General features: G+C 69.5%; 20 protein-coding genes. 11 read left to right on the top strand and 9 right to left on the bottom strand.

What is annotated here, in order from left to right; translation table 11 throughout:
* The first annotated feature begins 251 nt into the window (after positions 1 to 251).
* From KBX71_RS28540 to KBX71_RS28520, 5 genes are all read left to right on the top strand, one after another.
* Positions 252 to 1,169, top strand: a complete 918-nt coding sequence (locus tag KBX71_RS28540; RefSeq protein ID WP_210820897.1) for a dihydrodipicolinate synthase family protein — start codon at positions 252 to 254, stop codon at positions 1,167 to 1,169.
* Between the two features lie 178 nt (positions 1,170 to 1,347).
* Positions 1,348 to 3,393 carry a M6 family metalloprotease domain-containing protein gene (locus KBX71_RS28535; RefSeq protein ID WP_307847356.1) on the top strand — a complete coding sequence of 682 codons (2,046 nt, stop codon included), beginning with the start codon at positions 1,348 to 1,350 and terminating at the stop codon, positions 3,391 to 3,393.
* A gap of 85 nt (positions 3,394 to 3,478) precedes the next feature.
* Positions 3,479 to 3,913 (top strand): hypothetical protein, encoded by a 435-nt coding sequence (locus tag KBX71_RS28530; RefSeq protein WP_210820896.1) that lies wholly within the window; start codon positions 3,479 to 3,481, stop codon positions 3,911 to 3,913.
* Positions 3,910 to 4,491 (top strand): TlpA disulfide reductase family protein, encoded by a 582-nt coding sequence (locus KBX71_RS28525; RefSeq protein ID WP_210820895.1) that lies wholly within the window; start codon positions 3,910 to 3,912, stop codon positions 4,489 to 4,491. The genes KBX71_RS28530 and KBX71_RS28525 overlap by 4 nt, the downstream gene beginning before the upstream one ends.
* A 116-nt stretch (positions 4,492 to 4,607) precedes the next feature.
* On the top strand, positions 4,608 to 6,503 hold the full coding sequence (locus KBX71_RS28520) for a CocE/NonD family hydrolase (RefSeq protein WP_210820894.1): 1,896 nt from the start codon (positions 4,608 to 4,610) through the stop codon (positions 6,501 to 6,503).
* A gap of 66 nt (positions 6,504 to 6,569) precedes the next feature.
* On the opposite strand, the gene KBX71_RS28515 is transcribed toward KBX71_RS28520, so the two are convergent.
* Positions 6,570 to 7,814: a sorbosone dehydrogenase family protein gene (locus tag KBX71_RS28515; RefSeq protein WP_210820893.1), complete on the bottom strand. Its 1,245-nt coding sequence runs from the start codon at positions 7,812 to 7,814 to the stop codon at positions 6,570 to 6,572.
* Positions 7,815 to 8,108: 294 nt separating this feature from the next.
* Positions 8,109 to 8,771, bottom strand: a complete 663-nt coding sequence (locus KBX71_RS28510; protein ID WP_247684269.1) for an O-methyltransferase — start codon at positions 8,769 to 8,771, stop codon at positions 8,109 to 8,111.
* A 75-nt stretch (positions 8,772 to 8,846) separates the two neighbouring features.
* Between KBX71_RS28510 and KBX71_RS28505 the strand changes: the two genes are divergently transcribed.
* Positions 8,847 to 9,470 carry a TetR/AcrR family transcriptional regulator gene (locus tag KBX71_RS28505; RefSeq protein ID WP_210820892.1) on the top strand — a complete coding sequence of 208 codons (624 nt, stop codon included), beginning with the start codon at positions 8,847 to 8,849 and terminating at the stop codon, positions 9,468 to 9,470.
* A gap of 164 nt (positions 9,471 to 9,634) precedes the next feature.
* On the opposite strand, the gene KBX71_RS28500 is transcribed toward KBX71_RS28505, so the two are convergent.
* Positions 9,635 to 10,246 carry a TetR/AcrR family transcriptional regulator gene (locus tag KBX71_RS28500; protein WP_210820891.1) on the bottom strand — a complete coding sequence of 204 codons (612 nt, stop codon included), beginning with the start codon at positions 10,244 to 10,246 and terminating at the stop codon, positions 9,635 to 9,637.
* A 139-nt stretch (positions 10,247 to 10,385) separates the two neighbouring features.
* Positions 10,386 to 11,291, bottom strand: a complete 906-nt coding sequence (locus KBX71_RS28495) for an oxidoreductase (protein WP_210820890.1) — start codon at positions 11,289 to 11,291, stop codon at positions 10,386 to 10,388.
* A gap of 132 nt (positions 11,292 to 11,423) precedes the next feature.
* On the opposite strand from KBX71_RS28495, the gene KBX71_RS28490 reads away from it, so the two are divergent.
* Positions 11,424 to 12,329, top strand: coding sequence for a helix-turn-helix transcriptional regulator (locus KBX71_RS28490; RefSeq protein ID WP_210820889.1), 906 nt, complete (start codon positions 11,424 to 11,426; stop codon positions 12,327 to 12,329).
* A gap of 52 nt (positions 12,330 to 12,381) precedes the next feature.
* Here KBX71_RS28490 and KBX71_RS28485 read toward each other — a convergent pair whose 3' ends face one another.
* The 5 genes from KBX71_RS28485 to KBX71_RS28465 all read right to left on the bottom strand — a co-directional run bounded on the left by KBX71_RS28485 (position 12,382) and on the right by KBX71_RS28465 (position 20,012).
* A complete protein-coding gene (locus KBX71_RS28485) occupies positions 12,382 to 13,800 on the bottom strand; it encodes a xylulokinase (protein ID WP_210820888.1) in 1,419 nt (472 codons plus the stop codon).
* Between the two features lie 121 nt (positions 13,801 to 13,921).
* Positions 13,922 to 16,096, bottom strand: coding sequence for a UvrD-helicase domain-containing protein (locus KBX71_RS28480; protein WP_210820887.1), 2,175 nt, complete (start codon positions 16,094 to 16,096; stop codon positions 13,922 to 13,924).
* A gap of 262 nt (positions 16,097 to 16,358) precedes the next feature.
* The gene (locus KBX71_RS28475) at positions 16,359 to 16,913 is read right to left on the bottom strand and encodes a hypothetical protein (protein ID WP_210820886.1); all 555 of its coding nucleotides are present in this window, start codon (positions 16,911 to 16,913) and stop codon (positions 16,359 to 16,361) included.
* A gap of 129 nt (positions 16,914 to 17,042) precedes the next feature.
* Entirely contained in the window at positions 17,043 to 18,890 is a 1,848-nt protein-coding gene (locus KBX71_RS28470) for a glycoside hydrolase family 15 protein (protein ID WP_210820885.1), read from the bottom strand.
* Positions 18,891 to 19,007: 117 nt separating this feature from the next.
* Entirely contained in the window at positions 19,008 to 20,012 is a 1,005-nt protein-coding gene (locus KBX71_RS28465; RefSeq protein ID WP_210820884.1) for a LacI family DNA-binding transcriptional regulator, read from the bottom strand.
* A 140-nt stretch (positions 20,013 to 20,152) separates the two neighbouring features.
* On the opposite strand from KBX71_RS28465, the gene KBX71_RS28460 reads away from it, so the two are divergent.
* Genes KBX71_RS28460 through KBX71_RS28445 form a run of 4 tightly spaced genes read left to right on the top strand, consistent with a single transcriptional unit; the run spans position 20,153 to position 25,681 of the window.
* Positions 20,153 to 21,460, top strand: coding sequence for an ABC transporter substrate-binding protein (locus KBX71_RS28460; protein WP_210820883.1), 1,308 nt, complete (start codon positions 20,153 to 20,155; stop codon positions 21,458 to 21,460).
* The gene (locus KBX71_RS28455; RefSeq protein WP_210820882.1) at positions 21,457 to 22,455 is read left to right on the top strand and encodes a carbohydrate ABC transporter permease; all 999 of its coding nucleotides are present in this window, start codon (positions 21,457 to 21,459) and stop codon (positions 22,453 to 22,455) included. Before KBX71_RS28460 ends, KBX71_RS28455 begins: the two co-directional genes overlap by 4 nt.
* Positions 22,452 to 23,318, top strand: coding sequence for a carbohydrate ABC transporter permease (locus KBX71_RS28450; protein ID WP_196927136.1), 867 nt, complete (start codon positions 22,452 to 22,454; stop codon positions 23,316 to 23,318). The genes KBX71_RS28455 and KBX71_RS28450 overlap by 4 nt, the downstream gene beginning before the upstream one ends.
* 38 nt (positions 23,319 to 23,356) lie before the next feature.
* Positions 23,357 to 25,681 (top strand): glycoside hydrolase family 3 N-terminal domain-containing protein, encoded by a 2,325-nt coding sequence (locus KBX71_RS28445; protein ID WP_210820881.1) that lies wholly within the window; start codon positions 23,357 to 23,359, stop codon positions 25,679 to 25,681.
* The last annotated feature ends 35 nt before the right edge of the window (positions 25,682 to 25,716 follow it).

Raw genomic sequence — 25,716 nt, 5'->3', positions numbered from 1 at the left:
CTCCCCAGGTTGCGCTGCGTGACAGGGATCGCGCGACCGCCAGTCCTTACCCTCCGGTGCGGGTGGGGCATCGCGCAAGGTCCACTGTCGAAGTCACGACAAAAAGACGGGCGGCCGCGCGACGGTTCCGGCATCTGTCCGAAGACCGGGGACGACAGACATTCCTAGGGTTCCGGTACGGACCGCGCCAGCGTCGCCTCAGACGGCGCGGGTGCGATGACGGGTGGTGCCGGTGGGGAGGGGATTTCCGAGTGGGAACTGGTAGGCCCTGGCGGGGCGTGCTGGTCGCCATCACCACGCCGTTCCGCGCCGACCTGTCGGTCGACTTCGACCAGCTCCAGGAACACGTCAGTTGGCTCGCCGCCGAGGGGTGCCACGGGGTCGCGCCATGCACGTCGATGGGGGAGTACCGGGCCCTCTCCGACGACGAGCGGGCCGCCGTGGTGAGGGCGACGGTGGAGGCCGCGCCGTCCGGCTGTGCGGTGGTGCCCGGCGTCGGCGGCTACGGCAGCAGGCAGGCCCGCCGCTGGGCGGAGCAGGCCGCCGAGGCCGGCGCCCACGGCGTGCTCGCACGGCCACCCGACGGGCCCGCCGCCCGCGCCGCCGACGTGGTCGCCCACTACCGGGAGGTGGCGGCGGTCGGCCTGCCGGTGGTCGCCCACAACGAACCGTACGACACCCGGTTGGATCTCACACCGGACCTGCTGGCGACCGTCGCCGAGATCGACGGGATCGTCGCGGTCAAGGAGGTCACCGGCGACGTACGCAGGTTGCACCGCCTGCGGGACCTCTGCCCGCACGTCGACGTGCTGGTCGGCGCCGACGACGTGGTGCTCGAACTGGTGCTGTGCGGCGCCGCGGGATGGGTCGCCACCCTGCCCAACGCGCTGCCCCGCCACGCCGTGCGCCTGTACGAGCTGTGCGTCGCCCGCGACCTGGGCCGGGCGCTGTCGGTCTACGCCGAGCTGCACCCGATCCTCGGCTGGGCCTCCCGGCCAGAGGCCGTGCAGGCCGTCAAGCTCGCCATGGAGTGCGCCGGGCGGTTGGGCGGGCGGTGCCGTCCACCGCGCGGACCTCTGTCCGGGCCTACCGCCGACCAGGTGCGCCGGGACATGCTGCGGGCCCTCGCGGCAACGGCCGAACCGGCTTCCGAGGTCGGCCCTGGCTGATCGCCGGTGGGCGCCGGTCCTTCAGGTGTCGGAAGTCGCCGGCCCACCTGCCGACATCTGCACGGTGACCGGCACCGGTCCGCCCTCCTAGATTCGCTGCGCGGCCTGCTGACAGGTGTTCCTCGTTACCCCCACCGGGACGCCGGCGCCGCGTTTTCCTCCGACGAGAGGTGGTTCCGTGCACCGTGTTACCCCCCATCGAACCCGGCTGAGGCGGGCCGTGTTGGCCGCAGCCGTGGTGACCACGCTCGTGGCGACCGGGGCGGCGCAGGCCGCCGCGGCCCCGGCCAACCCGGCCGGCGGCTCCGCGCCGTTCCAGGTCGTCGACCCGCAGGTCTGGCAGAACCCGGACACGATGACCTGGAACGACTTCAAGGCCGTGCCCGGCAGGAACTGGGCCGACCCGAGCGTCTCGGGCTCGGTCCGCAACTTCAAGATCGCCCTGGTGGCGCTCGACTATCCGGACGAGACGTTCGCGGTCTCCCAGCGGGCCCGCTCGACGGTCTTCGGCAACCCGCAGTCCGTCGCGACGAACATTCCTCGGGCGGACGTGCCGAAGTTCTACCAGGACTTCCTGAACACCCCGAACACCCTCAACAAGGGCCACACCCTGCACGAGTACTGGATGCAGGACTCCAACGGCCGTTACGGCGTCGACCTCGCCGGGTTCGGGCCGTACCAGATGCCGGCCAAGTCCTACCAGTACGGGCTGGACAACGGGTTCAACCCGGGTGCCTGCCCGAGCGGGGACGTGTGCGGCAAGAACATCCGCACCGACGGCCTGGGCGCCTGGCGGGCGGCCGTCGGCGAGGAGGTCGCCAACCAGTACGAGTTGGTGTTCATCCTCAGCGCCGGCCAGGACGAGTCGTCGACCTGGCAGGAGTTCGGGCAGATGATCTTCCAGAACAAGGAGGACGTGCCGGACGCCTGGGGCCCGCCGGACCCCAACCTGCCGAACTGGGCGAAGACCCGCTACGTGGACTGGACCTCGTGGAAGGCGGCGGCGACACTGTGGCCGAACGCTGGCGGCGGTTCCTCGACGCAGGGGGAGAGTTCCGGCATGGGTGTCTACGCCCACGAACTGACCCACCTGCTGGGCATCGGCGACAACTACAACAACCCTTACGGCGAGCCGCTGCGGAGGGCGTACACCGGGATCTGGAGCATGATGTCGCGCGGGTCGTTCAACGGCCCGGGCGGTCCGCACACCCGCTGGCAGATCCCGCCGACCAACGGTGGCTCGATGGGCTCGCTGCACACGGTGCGGGACAAGCTCAAGATCGGTCTGCTCGGTGAGGAGCACGTGCTGCGGCTCTCGCGGGAGTCGCTGGCCTCCTCGGGCCTGGTGGTCGCGCAGGTCACGGCCCGGGCGGTCGACGCCGGCCCGAAGGGTCTGAGCGGCGTGAACATCGCGTTGAACAAGGACCTGTCGCCGACGTGCGGTGTCACCACCGACCCGTTGTGCGACGGTGGCAACTTCAACAACTACACGGTCGAGGTCGTCGACCGGATGGGCGCGGACTCCTTCACCCCGGACAGCGGGGTGCTGGTCAGCAAGACGAAGAACGCCGACAGCGCGCCGTTCCAGTGGGTGGTGGACGCCAACCCGCAGGACATCGACATGATCGACTTCTACCGGCCGGACGGCACCCCGCAGAAGATCACCATGGGTGACTACCGGCAGCTCTCCGACGCGCTGTTCCACGCCGGCGCGGACACCGGCAGCCAGTACGAGTACGTCGACGAGGCCAACCGGCTGCACTTCTACGTCATCGACCTCAAGCGGGACTCGGCCGGCTCGCTCTCCTACACAGTGGCCGTGCGTTCGCTGGACGGCACCGGTGGGCCGAGCAGTCACGGCGTGCTGCTGGGCAAGGGCGAGGTGACCGGCGGCGGCAAGCCGACCAACCGCGGGGTGACCTGCTCGTTCGAGTTGACCAACACCGGCTCGTACTCGGCCGGCGGGCAGCAGCACCCGGAGAACGTCAACGCGTACCTGAAGTCGGACGTCTACCGCCTGTCGGCGGACGTGGCCGGCAAGGGCTGGCGGACCTGGCTTCCCAACCAGCTCGCCACCGCGCAGTTCGGCAAGGCCACCACCGTCAAGGTGTCGGTGGGCGCCACCGCCGCCGCCGCGGACACCGGTTTCGTGAAGCTCACCGCGACCTCGGAGAGCGACCCGACGAAGACGGTGACCAAGCAATGCCGGGTCGAGAAGTCCTGACCTGCGCCCGAGGTTGACCCCGTTCCTGTCGGGTCCGCGGCGGCCCTCCGCCGCGGACCCGACAGGCGGGCGGAAGGAGAATGACGTGCGGCGAAGCATCACGACTCTGCTGCCCCTGCTGCTTGCCGGCGCGACCGGCTGCGGCGCCGTCGGCGCCGCCCAGGAGGCGGTCTCCCCGACGACCGTCCGGGTCCTGGTCCGCGACATCAACATCCGGGCCGCGGGCGTGGACTGCGCCGGCACCGGTCCGTACCAGCACTTCCACAACCGGGCGCCGTTCCGCGTGCTCGACCCGGACGGGGCGGCGTTGGCCAGCGGGCAGTTGTCGGCGGGGACCGCGGTGGCCGCCTTCGCCGAGGATCTGGGGGTCGAGCGCCTGCCCACCTACTGCGAATTCGCCGTCGGAGTGCGGGTGCCGCAGCGGGCCTCCTACCGGTTGGAGGTGGACGGCCGCCCGGCGCTCGACCTGACGCCGGACAGCAGCGAGGGCCCGGCACTGGTGGCGGTGGTCCCGTCATGAGACAGGCACTCCTGCCGCTGGTGCTGGCGGCGGCGCTGCTGGGTGGATGCAGCAGTACGCCCGAGCCCGAGCCCCCGCCGGCTCCCGCCGGAGGGGCGGCGGCGCTGCCCGGGCCGCTCCCCGCCGACCTGGCGTTGCGACCGGCGCCCGGCACCGCCCCGGCCGCCCCGGCGTTCACCGGCGCGTTGACCGACGGCACACCGTTCGCCGCCGCCGAGCTGTGGGCGCAACGTCCCGTCGTGCTCGCCTTCTTCAGCTCCTGGTGCACCACCTGCGCCAGCCGCCAGGCCGCCCTCAGTGAGCTTGCCCGCACCTACCGGGACCGGGTGGTCTTCGTCGGCGTGGCCGGCGCGGACCAGGCCGACGAGGTCCAGGAGTACCTACGCGCTCACCGGGTGGAGTATCCGGTCGTCCTGGACGACCAGCAGACGATCTGGCGTTCGTACGCGGTGCGGGAGCCGCCGGCCGTCGTGCTGGTGGCCAAGGGCGGCGCCCTGCTCCGCGGCTGGCCGGGTGGCCTGGACGCCCCAACACTCGACAGGCGGCTGCGGGAGCTGGTGCTGGCCGACCAGCCGTAGTCCCGTCGCGCAGGCACCCCGTCGAACCACACCCGGCGAAGTTCCTACACGTGCAGATGGTGGCGCAGGCCACCGGCTCGTAGCGTACGCAGCCTCGGACATATCAAGGAGATTGCATGTCTACAGTGGGAACGCGCTGGCGCAGAGGCGTGGCCGTACTGTCCGCGACAGTGCTCGCCGCCCTCGGCGCGGCGCCACAGGCGCTGGCGGCGGACGGCCCGCCGTCGATCGTCGTCCAGGACGGGGTCACCCAGCCGGTGTTCGGCTACGCCGACGCCATTCGGGAACGCCTCTTCATCGACTCCACCTTCGACAGCGACAACGACGGTCTGCGCGACATCATCGCGTTCGACCTGATGCGGCCGGCGGCCACCGCACAGGGGCTCAAGGCCCCCGTGGTGATGGACGCCAGCCCGTACTACTCGACGGTCTGCCGAGGCAACGAGTCCGAGTGCAAGGCGGACCTCGACGGCGACGGGTTGCTGGACAAGTGGCCGCTGTTCTACGACAACTACTTCGTGCCGCGCGGCTACGCGGTCATCCTGCTGGACATGGTCGGCACCAACAACTCCACCGGCTGCCCGACCACCAACGCCAACCAGGACAACCTGAGCGCCAAGCAGGCCATCAACTGGCTTAACGGCCGGGCCACCGCCCGTAACGCCGCCGGTGAGGTCGTCAAAGCGGACTGGCACAACGGCAAGACGGGGATGATCGGCAAGTCGTACGACGGCTCGCTGGCCATGGCCACGGCGGTGACCGGCGTGAAGGGCCTGACCACTGTCGTGCCCATCAGCGGACCGACCGAGTACTACGACTACGTGCGCAGCAACGGCGTGGTCACCCGGGGCAACAGCTACGTGTCCTCGCTGGCCAACACGGTCACCAACCCCGAGCGCCGGGAGTACTGCAAGCCGGTGCGCGACGCGATAGGCGCCGCCGACGGCGACGAGCACGGCGACTACACGTCCTTCTGGAACGAGCGCAGCTACGTCAAGAAGGTCCCCAACGTCACCGCGAGCGTGCTGCTCTACCACGGCCTCAACGACGACAACGTCCGCCCGGACCACTTCAGCAAGTTCTGGTACGCCCTGGCGGAGAACAACGTGCCGCGCAAGCTGTGGCTGTCCCAGGAGGGCCACGTCGACCCGTTCGACTCGCGCCGCGCGGTGTGGGTGTCGACGCTGCACAGGTGGTTCGACTTCTGGCTGCAGAACGTCGCCAACGGCATCATGGACGAGCCGCGGGTGGACCTGGAGCGGTCCGCCGACGTGTGGGAGACCCACGCCGACTGGCCGATCCCCGGCAAGGCCGACACGGAGGTGTTCCTCCAGCCCGGCACCACCGGCGCGGGCGGCCTCGGGCTGGTGCCCACCGCGAAGCCGGCGACCGGCGCGTTCCAGGACAACCGCACGCAGAGTCAGAACACGATGATCCTCAACCCGGACGTGGTGCAGCCAAACCGGCTGGCCTTCCTCTCCGCGCCACTCTCCGCGCCGCTGCACATCTCCGGCACCCCCACCGTGCAACTGCGGGCCTCCGCCGACCAGACCGACACCAACCTCGGGGCGATCCTGGTCGACTACGGCACCGACGAGCGGGTCGCGCACCGGGCCTCCGGCGAGGGAATCATCACCCTGGACACTGAGGACTGCTGGGGGCAGAGCAGCCCGACCGACGACGGCTGCTACAAGCAGACGACGAAGCGGGTGGCCACGGCAGACTACGAGCTGGTCACCAAGGGCATCATGGACGCGCAGAACCGGCAGTCGATCCGCGTTGCCGTGCCACTGGTGCAGGGGGAGTCGTACAACTTCAGCTTCCCGCTGCTGCCGGAGGACTACGTCTTCAAGCCCGGCCACCGGATCGGCGTGATCATCGTGGCCAGCTACCCGCAGTACTCCAGCCAGGCGGACACCACCGCCGCGAACCTGCAGGTCGCGCTGAAGAGCAGCAATATCGTCCTACCTGTGGTCGGCGGGACCGCCGCCGCGCACGCCGCCGGCCTCTGACCGGCTGATCGGGGACGGCCGCCCGAAGGCGGCCGTCCCCTTGGCTGTTGCGGAGGGTGCCGAGGTTCAGCGGTTCGCCGGGCCGCCGGTGGGGGCTGGCTGGATCCGCTCGAACCGCACCTTGCTCAGCCAGCCAGGGAGGTCACTGAGCACGTACAGTTCGCCGTTCACATCGGCGCCGAACGCCGTCGGCTGGGTGGGGAAGGTGCCGATCTCGGCGGACTCGTAGCCACCCGTGGACTTGGGACGCACGGCGAACGCGCGGGTCGAGCAGTAGTCGCTCGCGATGTAGGTTCCCCGCGCCTCCGGGGTGACGGACCCTCGGTACACCAGGCCGCCGATGATGGAGCAGTTCTCCGTCATGTAGTGGTCGTACTCGACGACCGGGTCGGTGAGCCGCACGCCCGGCCGGCACTGCGTCTCGTCGAAGACCGGGGTGCCCTCGCGACAGGACCAGCCGAGGTTCGCGCCACGCTGCGACGGGCGGACGTGGTTGATCTCCTCGATCAGGCCCTGGCCGACGTCACCGATCCACAGCGAGTTGTCGGCCGGGTCGATGGAGAACTTCCACGGGTTGCGTAGCCCGTAGACCCAGATCTCCGGCCGGGCGCCCGACGTGCGGACGAACGGGTTGTCGTAGGGCACGCAGTAGGGCTTCCCCCCGCAGCTGCGGTTGACGTCGATCCGCACAATCTTGCCGAGCAGGGTGCCGAGGTTCTGACCGCTCTTGAACGGGTCGTTCGCGTTGCCGCCGTCGCCGAGCGACCAGTAGAGGTAGCCATCGCGGCCGAACGCCACCTGTCCGCCGTTGTGGTTGCCGAACTCGGCGTGCTCCTGGGTGAGCAGCACCTGCACCCGATCAGGAGCGTTGAGGGACACTCGCGCCAGGGTCAGCGCGCCGGCCGGCAGGCTCGTGTACGCCACGTAGAGCATCCCGGTCCGTGCGAAGTTCGGCGCAGGCGTGATGCCGAGGAGGCCGCGCTCGTTGTCCGACGGGTCGATCCGGGCGGTGAGGTCGAGCACCGGGTCGGGTGCCAGGCCGGTGTCGGGGTGATAGGCGCGGACGGTGCCGTTCTTCTCCGCGATCAGCATCCGGCCGTCCGGGAGCCCGGTGATCGCGATCGGACGCTGCAGACCGAAAGCCACCCGTTCGGAGACCACGGTCAGCTCGGCGAGAGGCGCAGCGCGGGTGTGAGATGTGCCGGCCGCCGAGGCGCCGGTCACCGGCGCCGGTGGCAACAACAACGCGGACAGGGTCAGGATGAGCAGCCCGGCCAGCATGGTGGCCGGGCGACTTCGCCGTCGCGACATGGTGAGCTCCTCGAATAAGTGGGTGGTGGACGCGGTCTGGGAGCGTTCCCACCTTACATAGAATTGAATCTATACCCAACTCATCCGCCATCTGCATGCTCGCTGTGAGGGCACGGGCCGTCGGGCCGTCGCCGTCGGAGCGCTGGTCACAGGGCGGCGGTCGTGCGGGAGCTGCGCGTTGGCCGGTTGGGCCGTGCCATAAACGCCGCCCGCGCCTGGGGTGTCGGGGGCAGTCGACCAGGCGGCTGGCACTGGCCCTCGACCACACCTGGGCCTGACTCGGCCAATCTCGTTTCAGAGGCGGCAACTGATCTCCATTCCGTCCTCGACGGGGAAAGTCACGCTGTGGTATCCGTTGGCGGATTCTCGAACGTAGTCGAGATATGTCTGCAGGGACCGCAGGTTCACGTCATCGGCGACGACAAGGGTGCCAGGTGCGATGCGGGGCTCGAGCAGTCGCAACACCGGCAGGCAGAGGTCCTTCCAGCCGTCGAGCAGAACGAAATCCACCGGGCCCTCAATGGTGGTGAGGGTCTGCAGGGCGTCGCCTTCGAGCACGGTGATCAGCTCATCCAGGCCGACCTCGGTGAAGGTGCGCTGCGCGGCGGCGACCTTCGTCGCATTCAACTCGGTGCTGATCACCCGGCCGGCGCCGTTGTCGCGGACGGCGGCGGCCAGATACAGGGTGGAGATCCCGAAGGAGGTGCCGAACTCGACGACGGTGGCCGGACGGACGGCCCGGACGAGGTTGTAGATCAGTTGCCCGCCGCGGGCGGAGATCGGCATGTAGACCTGCGCGGCGGCGTCGGCGTGTTCCTGGTGCGTCATCGGCGCCGCCCCGGGGGCGCGCTGCGCCTGGTAACGCCTGGTCATGGCGTCGTCGTATTCGGCTTGGCGGAACATCGCGGACAGGGCGGCGGCTACGCGGGCGTCGTGCAGCGTGTTAGTGAACGTCATGGCGCCTAGGCTAGACGCAACGTTGCGTCACGTCTAGACCGTTGGTCTATCGTTTGCGACAGGAGGAGGGCGATGATGGGGCACGAACAAGCCAGGCCGGCAGTAACCCGCCACCATGGCAACCGGCACGGGCGCAGCGAACGTGCCCGGCAGGCGGTGCTGGAGGCTGCCGACGACCTGGTCGCCGCGAAGGGCTTTGCGGGCGTCACCATGGAAGAAATCGCGTCCAGCGCCGGTGTCGCCAAGCAGACCGTCTACCGCTGGTGGTCGTCGAAGACGGACGTCCTCATGGACGCCTTCCTGCAAGACGCGGCCGAGCACCTGACCCCGGCCGACACTGGTGACCTGGACCGCGACCTACGCGCGCACCTTCGGCAGTTGGCTGACATTCTCAGCCAATCCGATCCCGGCGCCGTCTTCAAGGCACTGATCGGCCACGCCCAGCACGACCAGACCTTCGCGGCAGCGTTCCGCGCCCGGTTTCTCGACGAGCAGCGCCAACGCGACCGCCTACCGCTGGATCGGGCGGTGCAACGGGGCCAAATCTCCGCCGACCTCGATGTCGCGGCCGAGCTCGATCAGATGGTTGGACCAATTTTCTACCGGGTCCTGGTGACCGGAGAGCCTGTCGACGCGGATTTCACCGACCACCTGGTCGACGGGTTCTTCAGCCGCCGGCCCTCAATGCCACCCGCCTGACACCAGCGACCGCCTTCGCCGGAGTGCTGGCCCTTGTCGCGCTGATCGACGCGCTGCGGAGCCGGGGACGACCGGTGGAGGTTCCCGCCCCGCCGATCGGTCGAGGGGATTCCGACGTGCGCGAAGCCGAGGCGTGAGGCGACGTGGCGAGGGCCGTCGTGGTTCTAGCCGGCGGATTCGGTCGACTGGCGCTCGGCATTGATCAGAAGAAGACCTTCGACGCCGCGGAGGAAAGTCTCCGACACCAGTGCGGGGTCGAAGAGGCATCCGGCGGCCATGGCGCCGTCGCGGAGCATGACGAAATGGCGCGCGGCGGGATCCGCCGTCTCCTGGTGAACCCGCCCCATCAGCGTGCTGAGCGTGTCCAGGAACCACTGCCGGTGGGCGATGATCTCCTGGCGTACGGGATGTTCCGTGCCCGGATATTCCGCAGCGGCGTTCAGGAAGGCGCATCCACGGAACCCGGGGGACTGGATGTTCTGCGCGATGGACCCGGCAATGGCAAGGAGTGGGTCGGTCGGGGATGAGTCGTCGGTGGCGATTGCCGCGTCGACCGTGCTGCGCTCCATCTTATGGACTTCACGCAGGTAGGCGAGGATGAGGTCGTCCTTGCTGGGGAAGTGCCGGTAGAAGGTCGCCCGGGTCACCTTCGCCTCGGCGATGATCCGGTCGATGCCGACGGAGTGGATGCCCTCCGAGTAGAAGAGCCTGATTGCCGTGTTGAGCAGCCGGAGGCGCGCCTCAGAGGGCCGAGTGTCGGGTTTGCCGCGCGTCATGCGGCCATCTTAGCGGATAGAACGTTCGGTCTGGGGGAGTCGGACGCGCGATCGTGGCTGGCAGCCGCGCGAAGGCAGGTGCGGCGGCTGATCGCGACGATGCGGGGATTGCTGCCGGCCAGCCGGTGACCGTCGTAGGTCAGAGGTAGTTGACGCCGGTCAGGTCCGCGGCTGCCGCCCACAGTCGCGTGCCGACGGCCGGGTCGGCGGCTTCCTGGCTGAGCCGGGCCTCGGTGACTCTGCCTCGCGTCTCCCAGAGTCCGGACGGCCCGAAGAACTGGCCACCCCGCACACCGGGCTCGGTCGCAGCGTGCAATTGCGGCAGCGCACCGTGCGCCACCGGCTGGGTTGCCAGCAGGCCGGCCGACGCGATCAGTCGCCCGAATCGGCCACGGTGTTCCCAGGCACGCGGCGTCAGGTTGGTGCGGGTGAGACCGGGGTGGGCCAGGGCGCTGACGATCGGCGTTCCGGCGGCGCGCAGGCGGCGGTCCAGTTCGATGCCGAAGATCGTGGTGGCGAGCTTGGACCGGCCGTAGGCGGTGGCTGCCCGATAGTCGTGTTCGAACATCAGGTCATTGAAGTCCAGGTGCGCGTTCTTGTGGGTGATCGAGCTGAGACTGACCACGCGGGCTTCCCGCGCCGCGGCCAGGTTGCCGAGCAGCAGGCCGGTCAGTACGAAGTGGCCCAGCATGTTGGTGGCGAGGTGCAGCTCGAATCCGTCGGCGGAGGTGCGACGTGGGCCAAGCAGCACCACGCCGGCGTTGTTGACCAGCAGGTCGATCGCCGGGTGGTCGCCAGCCAGCTTCGCCGCGAAGGTCCGCACGGAGGCGAGCGAGGCCAGGTCCAGCTCGCGTACCTCGACGTCGCCACCGATGCGGCGGGCGGCCTCCTCGCCGGCGGGAGTGTGGCGAACGGCGAGCACGACGTGGGCGCCGTGGCTGGCCAGTTCGGTGGCGGTGACCAGGCCGAGGCCCGAGTTCGCGCCGGTCACGACGGCAACCCGACCGTGCTGGTCGGGGATGTGGTCGGTGGTCCATCCGGTCATCTGCTGCTCCTGGAGGTGTCGGTGCGCTGGCCCCATCGACGTTAGGAGCGATCCCGACGGGTTCAGTCGTTCTCGGTTGCCTAGGGTTGAGGGACCTACCTTCGGCGGTCCGGGCCGCTGCACACTTGCGGCATGAACAGCCTTCATCCGTACGCTCGTGAGCTCGGCGACTTCCTACGCGCTCGGCGTAGTCGGCTGCGTCCGCACGACGTCGGTTTGGAGCCGGGCGGCCGGCGCAAGGTCACCGGGCTACGGCGTGAGGAGCTGGCCCTGCTGGCCGGGCTGAGCACTGACTACTACCAGCGGATCGAACAGGGCCGGGAGGTACGCCCGTCCGACGACGTCCTGGACGCGCTTGCCGGCGCGCTCGGCCTCGACCACAAGGAACGCCGGCACCTGTTCACCCTGGCCCACGCCGCCCGCCGGTCGATGCCCGCCCGGGTGAACCGCGATCCGGAGCGGGTGCCGGATGGGACACGGCGCCTGCTGCGGGTGATGGACACTCCTGCGGTCATACTCGGCCGGCATCTCGACCTGCTCGACTGGAACCCGATGGCGCAGGCGCTGCTCGGCGACCCGGACGCCTACCCTGCCGACCGGCTCAACATGCTCCTACTGCTGTTCGACGACACGCTGACCGGCGAGCGTAGCTGCCCGGACTGGGAGCGGCAGGCCCTGGACTACATCGGCATGATGCGCGCCGCCGTCGCCACCGACCCCACCCACCCACGCGCCGCCGCGATCGTTGGTGAGCTGAGCATCCGCAGCGCCCAGTTTCGGCGGCTGTGGGCCCAGCACGACGTATGTGAGTCGGTCAGCGGTACCAAGACCTTCCGGATTCCCGAAGTAGGCGACATCGCCCTGGACTGGGACACCTACCCCCTACCGGGAAGCCCCGGACCCTTCATGCTCGTCTTCACCGCCGAGCCGGGCAGCGCCGACGCGGACCGGCTGCAACTCCTGGCATCGATGCGCGCGACCCGCTCAGCGCTCACCAACAAGCTCAGCCTGTCGGCACGTCCAGTCGCCCAGTGGTAGCGAGGATCCGATCAACCATCCATGCCTGTCCACAGTGGCGGCGGACGTGTTGTCAGCCAGCGTGGTCGAGGACGTTGGCGCGGGCGACGGCGTACCGTTCGCGGACTGCCGGCACGGCGTCTGCGTCGTACACCTCGACCTGCCCGATCGTCCACGCCGGCGGCTGCTGCCCGCCCGACACCACCCAGGCCGCCTGGCGGGCAGCGCCGTCCGCGACGTACTCCCCGAGCGGTGGTGGGACGAGCACGGGGCAGCCGAAGACCGTGGGCGCGATCTGGCGCACCGCCTCCGAGCGGGCGCCGCCGCCGACCAGGAAGATCCGGTTGACAGTCGCGCCCTGCGCGATCATCGCGTCCAGCCCGTCGGCGAGTGAGCACAGAATGCCCTCCACCGCCGCACGGGCCAGGTGTGCGGGGGTCGAGGTCCGCAGGGTCAGGCCGTGCACGGCCCCGGTGGCGTGCGGGCGATTCGGTGTGCGCTCGCCCTCCAGGTAGGGCACCAGGGTCAGCCCGTCGGCACCCGGTGGGGCGGACAGCGCCAGCGCGGACAGCTCCGCGTGGTCCACCCGCAGCATGGTCGCGGCCGCGTCCAGCACCCGGGCGGCGTTGAGCGTGCACACCACCGGCAGGAAACGGCCGGTCGTATCGGCGAACCCGGCCACGATCCCGCTCGGGTCGACGGCCGGCACATCAGAAACGGTGGACACGATGCCGGAGGTGCCGATCGACAGGATGACGTCGCCCGACTCGGCGCCGACACCCAGCGCCGCAGCCGCGCAGTCGCCGGCGCCGGGACCCAGCGGCGCGCCGGTGCGCAGCTGCCCGGCCCGGCCGGTCGGCCCGAGCACCTGCGGCAGCAGCAGACCATCCCGACCGAACGCCAACTGGATCAGGTCCGACCGGTACGCACCGGTCGCGGCCGACCAGTACCCGGTCCCGCTGGCGTCGCTGCGGTCGGTGCGCAGAGCATCCAGCCCCGGCGCGCCGGCCAGACGCCAGGTCAGCCAGTCGTGCGGCAGACACACCGCAGCCGTACGGGCGGCGTTCTCAGGCTCGACCGAGGCCAGCCAGCGCAGCTTGCTGACGGTGAAGCTGGCTACCGGTACCAGGCCGACCGCCTCAGCCCAGGCTCGCTGCCCGGCCTCGCCGCCGCCGAGGTCCGAGATCAGGTCGGCGGCGGCGCCGGCCGAGCGGGTGTCGTTCCACAGCAAGGCGTCCCGAACCACGGCGCCTTCGTCGTCCAGGCACACCATGCCTTGCTGCTGCCCGGCGACCGAGGCGGCCGCCACGTCGTCCAGACCGCCAGCCTGTGCGACCGCGTCGGACAGCGCGGCCTCCCACGCGGCCGGTGGCACCGCGGTGCCGGGCGGGTGCAGTGCCCGGCCCTCGCGCACCAGCTTCCCGGTCTCGGCGTCGCGGATGACGACTTTGCACGACTGGGTCGACGAGTCGACCCCGGCGACGAGCGGCACCTTACCTCCGTGCTTGGTACGGGCCGTCCGTCGACGGAGCCGGGCAACGGGCGAGATTTGTTCAATGGCTGAATTATTTGGCGGTGCCATGGCGCTGTCAAGACCGTCCCGCAGCCGGAACTCAGTGCGTGAGGATCAGCTGTCCGAGTTCCTGGGTGCATCGGGTGAGCGCGACGTAGAGGCCGTTCCAGCCGCGTGGTTCGCCGGCGATGCCCTGCGGGTCGATGAGGAGCGTCGCGTCCCATTCCAATCCCTTGGACTGGGTCGCGGTCAGCACCGGCACATCATTCAGTACGGCGAGGAGTTCGGCGATGCGGTCCGCGGGGGCGATGACGCCGACCGTGCCACCGTGCCACCGTTGTTGCAACTGCCGCACCGCGTCGACGGCGGCACTGGCAAGCTCGGCGGGCGTGATCGTGAGTTCCCAGGGGGCGACGCCGGAGGAGCGTACCGCTCGGGGCGGCGCGTTCTGGCTGCCAGCCGCCTTCAAGACCGGTCGGGTGAGGTCCATGACCTCGCGCGGGGTCCGGTAGCAGATGGTGAGTTCCGCAGCGGTCCAGCGGTCTCCGAGAACGGCCCGTACGGCTTCTGCCCAGCTGGCGTGCCGGTGCGCTGCCTCGGCCTGGTCGATGTCGCCGACCGCGGTGATGGAGCGACTGGGGCAACGCCGCAGCACCATGTGCCACTGCATTTCGGAGAGCTCTTGCGCTTCGTCGATTACGACGTGGCCGTACACCCAGGCGCGCTGCCGGCGAGCGCGGTCGGCGACGAACTCGCCAGGTGGTTGCGGGGCGTCGACCTCGCCGAGCAGGTCGGCGAGTGCGTCGAGCAGAGGAATGTCGCTCGCCGCCCAGGGGGCGGGCTCGGCCGCGACGGCGGTGATCTCCTCGGGGGACAGCTGCGGGGCGAACCGGGCCAGCAGGGTGCGGTCGGTCAGGAGATAACCCAGCAGGGTTGCGGGGTCGAGGGTTGGCCACCATGACTCGATGAACCGGGCGATGGTGGCGTTCTCGGCGATACGACGACGGAGCTGCTCGGTCTCCTCGTCGGAGAGCAGTCCGTCGATGTCACTGCCGGTGGGCGTGCGGGTGGAGTGGTGGTCATGCCCCATGCTCCTGTCGACGCGGGCGAGGATGTCCTCGAAGCCCTCCTCCATCTCGTTGATCAGCGCCTCACGCTGCTCGGCGACGACATCGGCAAGGAGGTGGTGCAACTGCTCGGCGAAGGCCGCGCGGGCGCGGTGGTACGGGCGTCCCTGTACCGCCGAGGCGAGCGCCTGCGCCACTGTTGCCGCTGGGATGAGGTAGAACTCGCCCTCCCAGCGCAGCTTCAGCTCGCGGGCCCGGGGGAGCAGCGACGCGACGTAGCTTTCGAGCGCGGGCTGCCAGAGGGCGCGGCCCTTGATCTCGGCGAGAAGTCGGCTCTCGTCGCGACCCACGTGGACGTCGGTCAGCAGGGTGTCGCAGGTCGCCGAGACGACGGCGGTCTCACCGAGCGCGGGCAGCACCTGGGCGATGTACTGGAGGAACCGCGGCGAGGGGCCGAGCACCAGGACCGCCTGCTCGGCCATCTTTCGGTGGGTGAACAGCAGGTACGCGACGCGGTGCAGGGCAACCACGGTCTTGCCCGTGCCGGGACCGCCCTGAACGATCAGCGGGCCGGTCGCCTCAGCACGGATGATGTCGTCCTGTTCGCGTTGCAGGGTGGAGATCGCCGTCGACATGTGACCCGTGCGCCGCTGGTCGAGGGCGGCCAGTAGGGCGCCTTCGCCGACGAGTTCCGCAGTTGTGGTCCCGTCCAGCGGCTCGTCATCCACGCCGACGACTGTCGATCCCGTCGTGCGTATGTGCCGGCGTCGTGCCTGACCCTGTGGGTCGACAGCCGTCGCGGTGTAGAACGGTCGAGCTGCCGGAGCGCGCCAGTCCACGAGCAGTGGCTCGCTGCCCTCGGCGTCGTCGCGGAGACCGACGCGGCCTACGTGTCGCACGGTGCCATCAAGGCCGTCGAGGCGGCCGAAGACCAGCCCTTCCCCTGCTCGCGCCAACTCGTCGTGCTGCTGGCGGAGCATGCGCTGCCGGGCCTGCTCCAACGCGTCCAGGGCCTCTGACGAAAGCTCGGCCTGTAGGCGGTCGGTCAGCCTGTCGCGCCGTGCCGTGGCCAGGTCCAGAAACGCCTGCTCCTCGGCGACGGCGGATCGGAGCGCGACGCCCTCGGTGGTAGGGGTCGGCAGTTGGCCGTCCGGTGTTACGTCGTTGACGCCGGTGGTGCTGTTGCTCAAATCAGATTTCCGGCGCATTCGCGAATCCTCGTATCGGGTAACCCTCGGCCCGGATGAGCCGTAGCCGCATTAGGCGGCAAGCATAGGGTTGATGGCCCTCAGCGACCAGGAAATCCGCCGGCAGAGATTGGCGTCTCAATGCCTTGCAGTCTCGGGGTTGCTTGTGACCTCACCGATCTCGAATCGCTTATTGACAGTCCAGTCCTTATCTGATCTGCGGGTGCTTTCCGACAACTGGACGAGGGGCGCACCGCGGCTGCGAAGCCCGGCCCCGCTCAGGTCAGCTCAGCGTGAAGGTCGCGTCGTCGACGTCGAAGGCCGTGGCGCCGTTGCCGGCCGTCTCGCTGGCGACGAAGCTGACCGTCGCGGTGCGCTCGGTCGTCGCCGTCCCGGTCGACATGGTGTATTGCCGCCACTGCGCCCCGCCGTCGAAGGCCAGCGAGAACCTCGTCTTCGGGGGTATCCCGGTGACCGCCATTCCGACGTTCAGGTAGTCGTCGCGGCTGGTCTCCGTGGTGGTGGTCCGCACCCAGAAGCGGACCGTCAGGTCGCAGTTGGCTGGCACGGTGACGGTGGTGCGCAGCAGGTCGCCACGCGTCACGTCCAGCCCGGCGAAGGCGGCGTACGCGCGGCCGGTGTGTGCGGGCCGGGTCGCGTCGCCGAACACGACGATGCGGGGGCCGGCGGTCCAGCCGGTGGTGCCGTGCTCGAACCCCGGATTCGCGTGGATCTGTCCGGCGCAGGGCGCGTCGGCTGCTGGCTGGCCGTGGGATACACCGCCCGTGGCCAGGAGCAGGAGGGCGGCAGTCGAGGCGGTCGTGACGAAGCCCTTCATCGGTTCTCCCCGCGTCAATACATTCAAGATGGTCGATACGTATTGACGATGCGCGCTGCACGTGGACGCGTCAAGCCCTTCCCGCCGTCGGCGGCGCACCCCACGGCAGCCGAGCCGAGCGTGCCCGCGCTACCGGCGTCGGCGGGCGTCGGCCTCGGTGTCGAGCAGGTCGTTGAGCGTCAGCGCGGAATTGATCAGGGAGAGGTGGCTGAACGCCTGGGGATAGTTGCCGATCTGCTCTCCGGTCGCGGCGATCTCCTCGGCATAGAGGCCGAGGTGGTTGCTGAAGGTGAACATCTTCTCGAACGTGAGTCGGGCGTCGTCGAGGCGGCCGGCACGGGCCAGCGCCTCGACGTACCAGAAGGTGCACATGTTGAAGGTGCCCTCGTGGCCGGGGAGACCGTCGGGGGAGTGGACCGGGTCGTAGCGGTGGACCAGGCTGTCCGAGACCAGTTCGCGCTCGATCGCCTGCAGGGTCGACTGCCACAGCGGGTCGCTCGGCGTGACGAAACCGACGGCCGGCATGGCGAGCAGCGCCGCGTCCAGCACGGTCTCGTCGTACGCCTGCACGAAGGTGCCGCGGGCCCGGTCGTATCCGCGGGCCATGACCTGGTCGTAGATGCGGTTGCGTTGTTCGGTCCAGCAGGTCATGTCCCCGGGGCGGCCGGTACGGGTGGCCAGCCGGATGGCCCGGTCCAGCGCGACCCAGGACATCACCCGGCCGAAGGTGTAGTTGCGGGGGTGGTGGCGGCTCTCCCAGATGCCCGCGTCGGGCTGGTCCCAGTTGTGGCAGAGCCAGTCGACGAGCCGGACGGTGCTCTTCCACACCTGGTGCGAGACGCGGATGCCCTGCTCGTCGGCGAGGTGCATGGCGTATAGCGCCTCACCGTGGATGTCGAGCTGGAGTTGGTCGGCGGCGCCGTTGCCGATCCGCACCGGCCGTGAGCCGCGGTAGCCCTCCAGATGGTCCAGCACCTCCTCGTGCAGGTCGGAGGAGCCGTCCACCCGGTACATGATCTTCAGTGGGTCCTGGTGGTCGCCGGCCTCGCGGATCCGCTCGTCCAACCAGTTCATGTACCGGCTGACCTCCTCGGTGAAGCCGAGGCCGAGCAGCGCGTGCACCGAGAACGACGTGTCGCGTACCCAGGTGTAGCGGTAGTCCCAGTTGCGGGTTCCGCCGACCAGTTCGGGTAGCGCGGCGGTGGGCGCGGCGATCATCGCGCCGGTGGGCGCGTACGTCATGAGTTTCAGCGTGATGGCGGAGCGTTCGACCATTTCCCGCCAACGGCCGGTGTAGCGGGAGCGTTCGAGCCAGCGCCGCCAGTAGTCCCGGGTCCACTCGAACATGGCCTGGATCTCTTCCGGCGGGATGATGCGCGGTTCGCTACCGGCCGTCTCCAGGACCACCCCGCCGGTGTCGCCCTCGTTCAGCGTGCCGTACGCGACCAGGTCGCCGCCCTCGAGGTGGATGTCACCCTGTTCGGAGATCAACCGCCGCACCGGATCGACAGGGTTGAACGTCAGCGTCGCCGACCGGCTGCGGAAGACGTAGCCGTTGGGGTGGCGCTCCAGCTGATGCTCTTCGCGGGCGTAGTCGAACCGTGGCCGGCACTCCACCCGGAAGCGCATGCTGCCTCGGACCATGGTGACGATGCGGACCAGGCGGTGGGCGTCGGTGACCTTCTCGCCGGTGACCGGCATGAAGTCCATCACCTCGGCCACACCGTCGGCGCTGATGAACCGGGTGATCAGAATGGGTGTGCCGGGGAGGTAGAGCTGCTTGGTCACGTACCGCACGTCGTGCGGCGCGATCTGGAAGTAGCCGCCCTTCTCCTTGTCCAGCAGCGCGGCGAAGATGCTCGGCGAGTCGAACCGCGGCGCGCAGAACCAGTCGACAGTCCCGTCACACGTCACCAGCGCGGCGGTCTGCAGGTCGCCGATGAGTCCGTGATCCTCGATCGCCGGATAGCTGTCCACGTCTCTCCCCGGTTCGGCTGCGTCCTGCGCATCGAACCTAGGGGGATAAGTCTCGACTTAGGTGAGATTCACGTTCCGCCACCCTGTCGCGTGCCCCGCGTACCCCGCCCCCGGACGTCAGTCGAGTGGGCGGCAGGAGGAGCGGATGACCAGTTCGGTGGGGAGCCGGATGTGGGTGTCGCGTTCGACGCCGGCGATCAGGTCGACGAGCAGGCGTAGCGCCTCGGCGCCCATCCGCTGCAGCGGTTGCATGATGGTCGTCAGCGGGGGGTTGACCAGCGCCGACTCCGGTACGTTGTCGAAGCCGATCACCGACAGGTCCTCGGGCACCGAGAGGCCCATGTCGCGGGCCACGGTCATCGTGGAGATCGCCGAGAGGTCGTTACCCGCGAAGATCGCACTCGGCCGGTCGGCGAGGGCGAGAAGCTCCGCGGCCGTGCCGGCGGCGCTCTCGATCCGGAACCCGCCGACGCGGACGAGCCGCTCGTCCACCGGCACGCCGGCGTCGGCCATCGCACTGCGGAAGCCGGCCTCGCGCAGCTGCGCCGACTTCAGGTCGGTGCGTCCGCTGATGTGCCCGATCCGCCGGTGGCCGAGCGACAGTAGGTAGTTGGTGGCCAGCACGGCGCCGGCGAAGTTGTCCGAATCGACGGTGGGCAGGTCGGACGGCCCGGTGTGGGGGTCGACGGCCACGACGTGGAAGCTGTGTTCGGTCTCGACCACGGTCGGCGTCACGATCACGGCACCGTCGATGAGAGTGCCGGAGAGGCGGGCGAGCGAACGCCGCTCCCACCCCACGGCGGCGCCCTCGCCGTCCCCGCTGGAGTAGGCCAGCAGCTGGTATCCGCTGCCCGCGACCTCCTGGGACGCCCCCTTGAGCAGCTCGGTCGAGAACGGCTCGAACTCGGCGACCAGGATGCCCAGCACGTTGGTGCGGTGGCTGCGCAGGCTCTGCGCCCCCAGGCTCGCCTCGTAGCCGAGCTCGTGGATGACTCGCTGGACACGCTCCACGGTTGCCTGGGCCACGCCGTAGCGCCCATTGACGACCTTCGATACGGTCGCAACCGAGACGCCGGCGGTACGTGCCACATCCGACATCTTGACGCGCTGCTGAAACACCACGTCGATGATGATAGGGCCGCCGCCGGGGGTGCGTCGTCACCGACTCGAAAACGTTATCGATACCGATTGACATCAAGTTACATGACTGTAAAACTTCGCCGCAGGCCGAGTACCGCGACTGACTAGTCGAGGAGACATCGATGGCAACGAAGCAGCGTAGAAGTGCCGTCCTGGCACTGTTAATGACAGGTGTTCTCGTGGTCGCCGGGTGTAGCGGCGGCGGCGAAGAGGCGGCCCCTCAGAGCGAGCTGTACAAGGACCCGGTGACCCTGACCTGGTGGCACAACGCCTCACAGGACGGGCCCGGCAAGACCTACTGGGAGAAGGTCGCCAAGGACTTCTCCGCACTCCACTCCACCGTCAAGATCGAGATTGAGGCGATCGAGACCAACCAGCTCCAGCGCACCCGGCTCCCCGCCGCGCTGCTCAGCAACGACCCACCGGACATCTTCCAGGCCTGGGGCGGCGGCGAGATGACCGAGCAGGTGGAGGCCGACTACCTCAAGGAAATCACCGACCAGACCAAGACCGAGGTCGGCAACATCGGCAGCGCCGCGGAGATCTGGCAGGTCAAGGGCAAGCAGTACGGCCTGCCGTACCGGATGGGCATCGAAGGCATCTGGTACAACAAGGACATGTTCGCCGCGGCGGGCATCGCGGCTCCGCCGACCACCTTCGAGGAGCTCAACGCCGCGGTCACCAAGCTCAAGGCGACGAATGTCATTCCCATCGCCGTGGGCGCCGGTGACAAGTGGCCGGCCGCGCACTGGTGGTACAACATGGCGCTGCGCGCCTGCTCGGTCGACGCCCTCAAGAAGGCCTCCGCGGAGAAGAACTTCGACGATCCGTGCTTCGTGAAGGCCGGTCAGGACCTCAAGTCCTTCATCGACACCAAGCCGTTCCAGCCCAACTTCATCGCCACGCCGGGCCAGAACGACCCGACCAGCGCCAACGGCATGCTCGCCAACGGCAAGGCCGCGATGGAGCTCATGGGTGACTGGAACCGCGGCACGCTGGACACCGTCACCACGGACAAGGCGAAGCTCGCGTCGTTCCTCGGCTGGTTCCCCGTGCCGGCGATCGCCGGCTCGCCGGGTGACCCGAAGGCGGCCCTCGGCGGTGGCGACGGCTTCTCCTGTGCCAAGAACGCCCCGGCTGAGTGCGTCGAGTTCCTCAAGTACCTCGTGAGCCCCGAGGTGCAGAAGGGCTACGCCGAGACCGGCACTGGCCTGCCTGTCGCCAAGGGCGCCGAGGCCGGCGTGAAGGATCCTGCGCTGAAGTCCATCCTGGAGGCAACCTCCGGGGCGAGCTACGTCCAGCTCTGGCTGGACACGGCCTACGGCAGCACGGTCGGCAACGCGATGAACGACGCGATCGTCGCCATCTTCGCCGGCAACGGGACGCCTGAGAAGGTCGTCTCGGCGATGAAGGCGGCCGCAAGCAAGTGACCTCCGCCAACCAGATCCGTATGCCCGCCGGCGGCGCCTCCGCGTCGCCGGCGGGCCCCCACAAGGCCGGGCGCGACTCCGCCCGCCGAGCCGACAACCGCCGCAAGTGGTACGAGATCATCGGGCTCACCACGCCGGCCGTCGTCATCTACGTGATGTTCGTGCTGGTGCCGATGGGCTTCGCGGTCTACTACAGCCTGTTCCGGTGGCGCGGGGTCGGGCCTCCCACCGAGTTCGTCGGTCTGCGGAACTACACCCTCGCCTTCCAGGACCCGATCTTCCTCGACGCGTTGCGCAACAACGCCATCATCGTGTTCGGGTCGCTGCTGATCCAGGGGCCGATCGCCCTGGGCGTCGCCCTGCTGCTCAACCGTCGCTTCCGTGGGCGGGCCGTGTTCCGCCTGCTGGTGTTCGTGCCGTACGTGCTCGCCGAGGTCACCGTCGGCATCATGTGGAAGCTGCTGCTGACCGGTGACGGCACCGTCGACGCGCTGCTGCGGTCCCTGGGAATGGGCGGCTTCGTGCAGGCCTGGCTCGCGGACCTGGATGTGGTCATCTGGACCCTGCTGGCTGTCCTCACCTGGAAGTACGTCGGCTTCGCCATCATCCTTCTCCTCGCCGGGCTGTCCAATGTGCCCGACGAGCTGACCGAGGCCGCGGCCATCGACGGCGCGAGCTGGTGGCAGATCCAACGACATGTCACGATCCCGCTGCTCGGCCCGACGATCCGGATCTGGATGTTCCTGTCCATGATCGGCTCACTGCAGATCTTCGACATGATCTGGGTGACCTCGGTGCCCGCGGTGCGGTCCCTCGGCGCATCGGCCACCATGGCGACCTACATGGTGGACAACGGGTTCTTCGCCCGGCTCTGGGGTTACGGCAACGCGGTGGCGGTCATCCTGTTCGCCATCTCCTTCGTGGCGGCGCTGCTGTTCCAGCGGTTCCTGCTTCGCCGCGACATCCAGGGCGCCATCACCGGAAGGGCGAAGTGACGATGGCCGTGAACTCCGTTCTCCCCCCGTCCACCGGGCGCCGTCAGGTCTCCTGGGGCACCCCGCTCACCTACGCGCTCGCCCTCGCGATCGCAGCCGTGTCGATCGCCCCGGTCGTCTACGTGGTCATCGGCGGTTTCCGCACCACCCCGCAGATCGTCGCCGACCCGGCCGGCCTGCCCGACCCGTTCGTCTGGGACAACTACGCCAGGGTGCTGACCCAGAGCAACTTCTGGCAACAGGCATTCAACAGCGCGGTCATCGCCCTCGGCACCACGCTCGCCGTCGTCGTCCTCGGGATGGCCGCCGCGTTCGTGCTCGCCCGCTACACGTTCCGCGGGCGGGAGGGGCTCTACACCTTCTTCACACTCGGCCTACTGTTTCCGGCCGGGGCGGCGATCCTGCCGCTCTACCTCATGCTGCGCGACCTGAACCTGATCAACTCCTACTACGCGGTGATCCTCCCGCAGGTCGCCTTCTCACTACCACTGACGATCGTGATCCTGCGTCCCTTCCTGTCGGCCATCCCGAGGGAGTTGGAGGACGCCGCCGCCATCGACGGGGCGAGTCGCCTCGGTTTCCTCTGGCGCATCGCGATGCCGCTGTCGCGGCCCGCGCTCGTCACGGTTGGCGTCCTGGCGTTCGTGGCGAGCTGGAACTCGTTCCTGCTGCCGCTGCTCGTCCTCAGCGACGTCGGCCTGCACACCCTGCCGCTGGGCGTGCAGAACTTCTCCAGCCAGTACACCACCGACACGGCAGGTGTACTCGCCTTCACCTCGCTGGCGATGCTGCCGGCACTGCTCTTCTTCACGCTCGCGGAAAAGCAGATCGTCGGCGGCCTGCAGGGCGCGGTCAAGGGCTGAGCGGCAGCGGTACGAGCACAACCACAGGAAGGCACAGCATGACTGAGGTCCACGCGGTGGTGGGCGGGCCGGCACCGGCCCAGGTAGGCCCGGAACACGGACGACCGGACGGGCACGACGGTGAGACCCGCCTGCGCGATCTCCTCGGCCGAATGACGATCGAGGAGAAGATCGCCCAGCTCGTCGGCTTCTGGGAGAAGGAGGACGGCGAGGCGGTGGCACCGATGCAGGGGGAGTTCGGCGGGAACGCCAAGCTCGAAGAGTTCTCCCGGCACGGGCTCGGTCACCTCACCCGCACCTACGGCACCCGCCCCGTGGACGCGGCGGAACACGCGGCCTGGTTGTGGAAGTTCCAGCGCGACCTGGTCACCGGAACCCGGCTCGGCATCCCGGCGATCGTCCACGAGGAGTGCCTCACCGGGCTGTCCGCGTGGAAGGCGGCCACGTTTCCCACCCCGCTGGCCTGGGGCGCCGCGTTCGACCCCGAACTGGTCACCGAGATGGCCGCGGCGATCGGCGCCTCGATGCGGGCCCTGGGCATCCACCAGGGGCTCTCTCCGGTGCTCGACGTGATCCGCGACCCCCGTTGGGGCCGGGTGGACGAGTGCATCGCCGAAGACCCGTACCTGGTCGGCACCATCGGCACGTCGTACGTGCGCGGCCTCCAGTCGCAGGGGGTGCACGCCACCCTCAAGCACTTCGCCGGTTACTCCGCCTCGCGCGCCGGGCGCAACTTCGGCCCGGTGCACATCGGCCGCCGGGAACTGGCCGACGTACTGCTCCCCCCGTTCGAGATGGCGGTCATCGACGGTGACGCCCGCAGTGTCATGCACTCGTACGCCGAGATCGACGGGATGCCCGTCGCCGCCGACCCGACCATGCTGACCGGCATCCTGCGCGACACGTGGGGCTTCGACGGCACCGTGGTGGCCGACTACTACGGGGTCGCGTTCCTGAACCTGCTGCACCACGTGGCGAGTGACCACGCGGACGCGGCCGGGCAGGCGCTGGCCGCCGGTCTCGACGTCGAACTGCCGACCGGCGACGCCTATCTGACCCTGCGGGAGTCGGTGCGGGCGGGCACGCTCGACGAGGCGCTCGTCGACCGCGCGGTGCTGCGGGTACTGCGCCAGAAGCTGGACCTGGGTCTGCTCGACGCGACCTTCAGCGACGAGCCGCCTGAGGCGATCGACCTCGACTCACCCGAGCACCGGTCGATCGCCCGCCGGCTCGCCGAGGAATCGGTCGTGCTGGTCGCCAACCGGGACGTGCTGCCGCTGCCGGCGGGACGACGGGTGGCCCTCATCGGCCCGAACGCCGACCGGCAGAGTGCGCTCTTCGGGTGCTACTCGTTCCTGAACCACGTCCTCGTCCAGCACCCCGGCGTGGAGACCGGCATCGAGGTGTCCACAGTGCTCGACGCCGCGCGGGCCGAGTTCGGCGGCGATCTCGTCACCTGGGCACGCGGCTGCGACGTGGACACCGACGACCGGTCCGGCTTCGACGAGGCCGTCGCCACGGCCTCCGACGCGGACGTCGCGGTCCTGGTCGTCGGCGACCACGCCGGCCTCTTCGGGCGCGGCACCGTCGGCGAAGGCTGCGACCGGGACGACCTGGAACTGCCCGGCGTCCAGCGCGAACTGGTCGAGTCGGTGCTGGCGACCGGCACACCTGTCGTCCTCGTGTTGCTCACCGGCCGGCCGTACGCGGTCGGCTGGGCGGTCTCACGCTGCGCGGCGGTGGTGCAGGCGTTCTTCCCGGGTGAGGAGGGCGCCGGGGCGATCGCGGGCGTGCTCTCCGGGCGGGTCAACCCGTCGGGCCGGCTGCCGGTCACCCTCCCCGGGTCGGCCGGCGCGCAGCCGTACTCCTACCTGCACCCCACCCTCGGCGCGGGGAACGCGGGGACCAACCTGCTGGCGACGCCCGTGGCGCCGTTCGGTCACGGCCTGTCCTACACGACGTTCGCGTACGGCGATCTCACAGTGCCCAGCACGGTGCCCACCGACGGGACGGTAGGGGTGACCGTGCGGGTGACGAACACCGGCACGGTCGCCGGCGACGACGTGGTCCAGCTCTACGGTCGCGACCTGGTCGCCTCGGTGACCCGGCCGGTGGCTCAGCTGCTCGGCTACCGGCGGGTCCACCTGGAACCGGGCCGGTCCGTCACTGTCGAGCTGACGGTGCCCACCACCCGTCTGGCCTTCTCCGACCGCACGTTCACCCGCGTCGTGGAGCCCGGCGACGTCGAGATCTGGGTCGGCACCAGTGCGCGGCGGGACACCGAGGCGGTGACCACGTTGGTCGGTGACACCGTCCCGGTCACCAACGCCTCCCCACGCTGGACCACCACCGACATCCGCTGAGAGCCGGTCCGCCGACTGCCCCGGTGGGCAGTCGG

The organism is Micromonospora sp. D93 (assembly GCF_018070365.1).
GTDB lineage: Bacteria > Actinomycetota > Actinomycetes > Mycobacteriales > Micromonosporaceae > Micromonospora > Micromonospora ureilytica.
The sequence above is the reverse complement of the archived record's forward strand: the minus strand, read 5'-3'. Positions and strand labels throughout refer to the sequence as shown.

Bases quoted from the DNA above. Each gene is read 5' to 3' on its own strand.
- KBX71_RS28525 (WP_210820895.1), top strand. From the start codon at position 3,910: ATGAGACAGGCACTCCTGCCGCTGGTGCTGGCGGCGGCGCTGCTGGGT.
- KBX71_RS28520 (WP_210820894.1), top strand. From the start codon at position 4,608: ATGTCTACAGTGGGAACGCGCTGGCGCAGAGGCGTGGCCGTACTGTCC.
- KBX71_RS28515 (WP_210820893.1), bottom strand. From the start codon at position 7,814: ATGTCGCGACGGCGAAGTCGCCCGGCCACCATGCTGGCCGGGCTGCTC.
- KBX71_RS28510 (WP_247684269.1), bottom strand. From the start codon at position 8,771: ATGACGTTCACTAACACGCTGCACGACGCCCGCGTAGCCGCCGCCCTG.
- KBX71_RS28505 (WP_210820892.1), top strand. From the start codon at position 8,847: ATGGGGCACGAACAAGCCAGGCCGGCAGTAACCCGCCACCATGGCAAC.
- KBX71_RS28500 (WP_210820891.1), bottom strand. From the start codon at position 10,246: ATGACGCGCGGCAAACCCGACACTCGGCCCTCTGAGGCGCGCCTCCGG.
- KBX71_RS28495 (WP_210820890.1), bottom strand. From the start codon at position 11,291: ATGACCGGATGGACCACCGACCACATCCCCGACCAGCACGGTCGGGTT.
- KBX71_RS28490 (WP_210820889.1), top strand. From the start codon at position 11,424: ATGAACAGCCTTCATCCGTACGCTCGTGAGCTCGGCGACTTCCTACGC.
- KBX71_RS28480 (WP_210820887.1), bottom strand. From the start codon at position 16,096: ATGCGCCGGAAATCTGATTTGAGCAACAGCACCACCGGCGTCAACGAC.
- KBX71_RS28475 (WP_210820886.1), bottom strand. From the start codon at position 16,913: ATGAAGGGCTTCGTCACGACCGCCTCGACTGCCGCCCTCCTGCTCCTG.
- KBX71_RS28460 (WP_210820883.1), top strand. From the start codon at position 20,153: ATGGCAACGAAGCAGCGTAGAAGTGCCGTCCTGGCACTGTTAATGACA.
- KBX71_RS28445 (WP_210820881.1), top strand. From the start codon at position 23,357: ATGACTGAGGTCCACGCGGTGGTGGGCGGGCCGGCACCGGCCCAGGTA.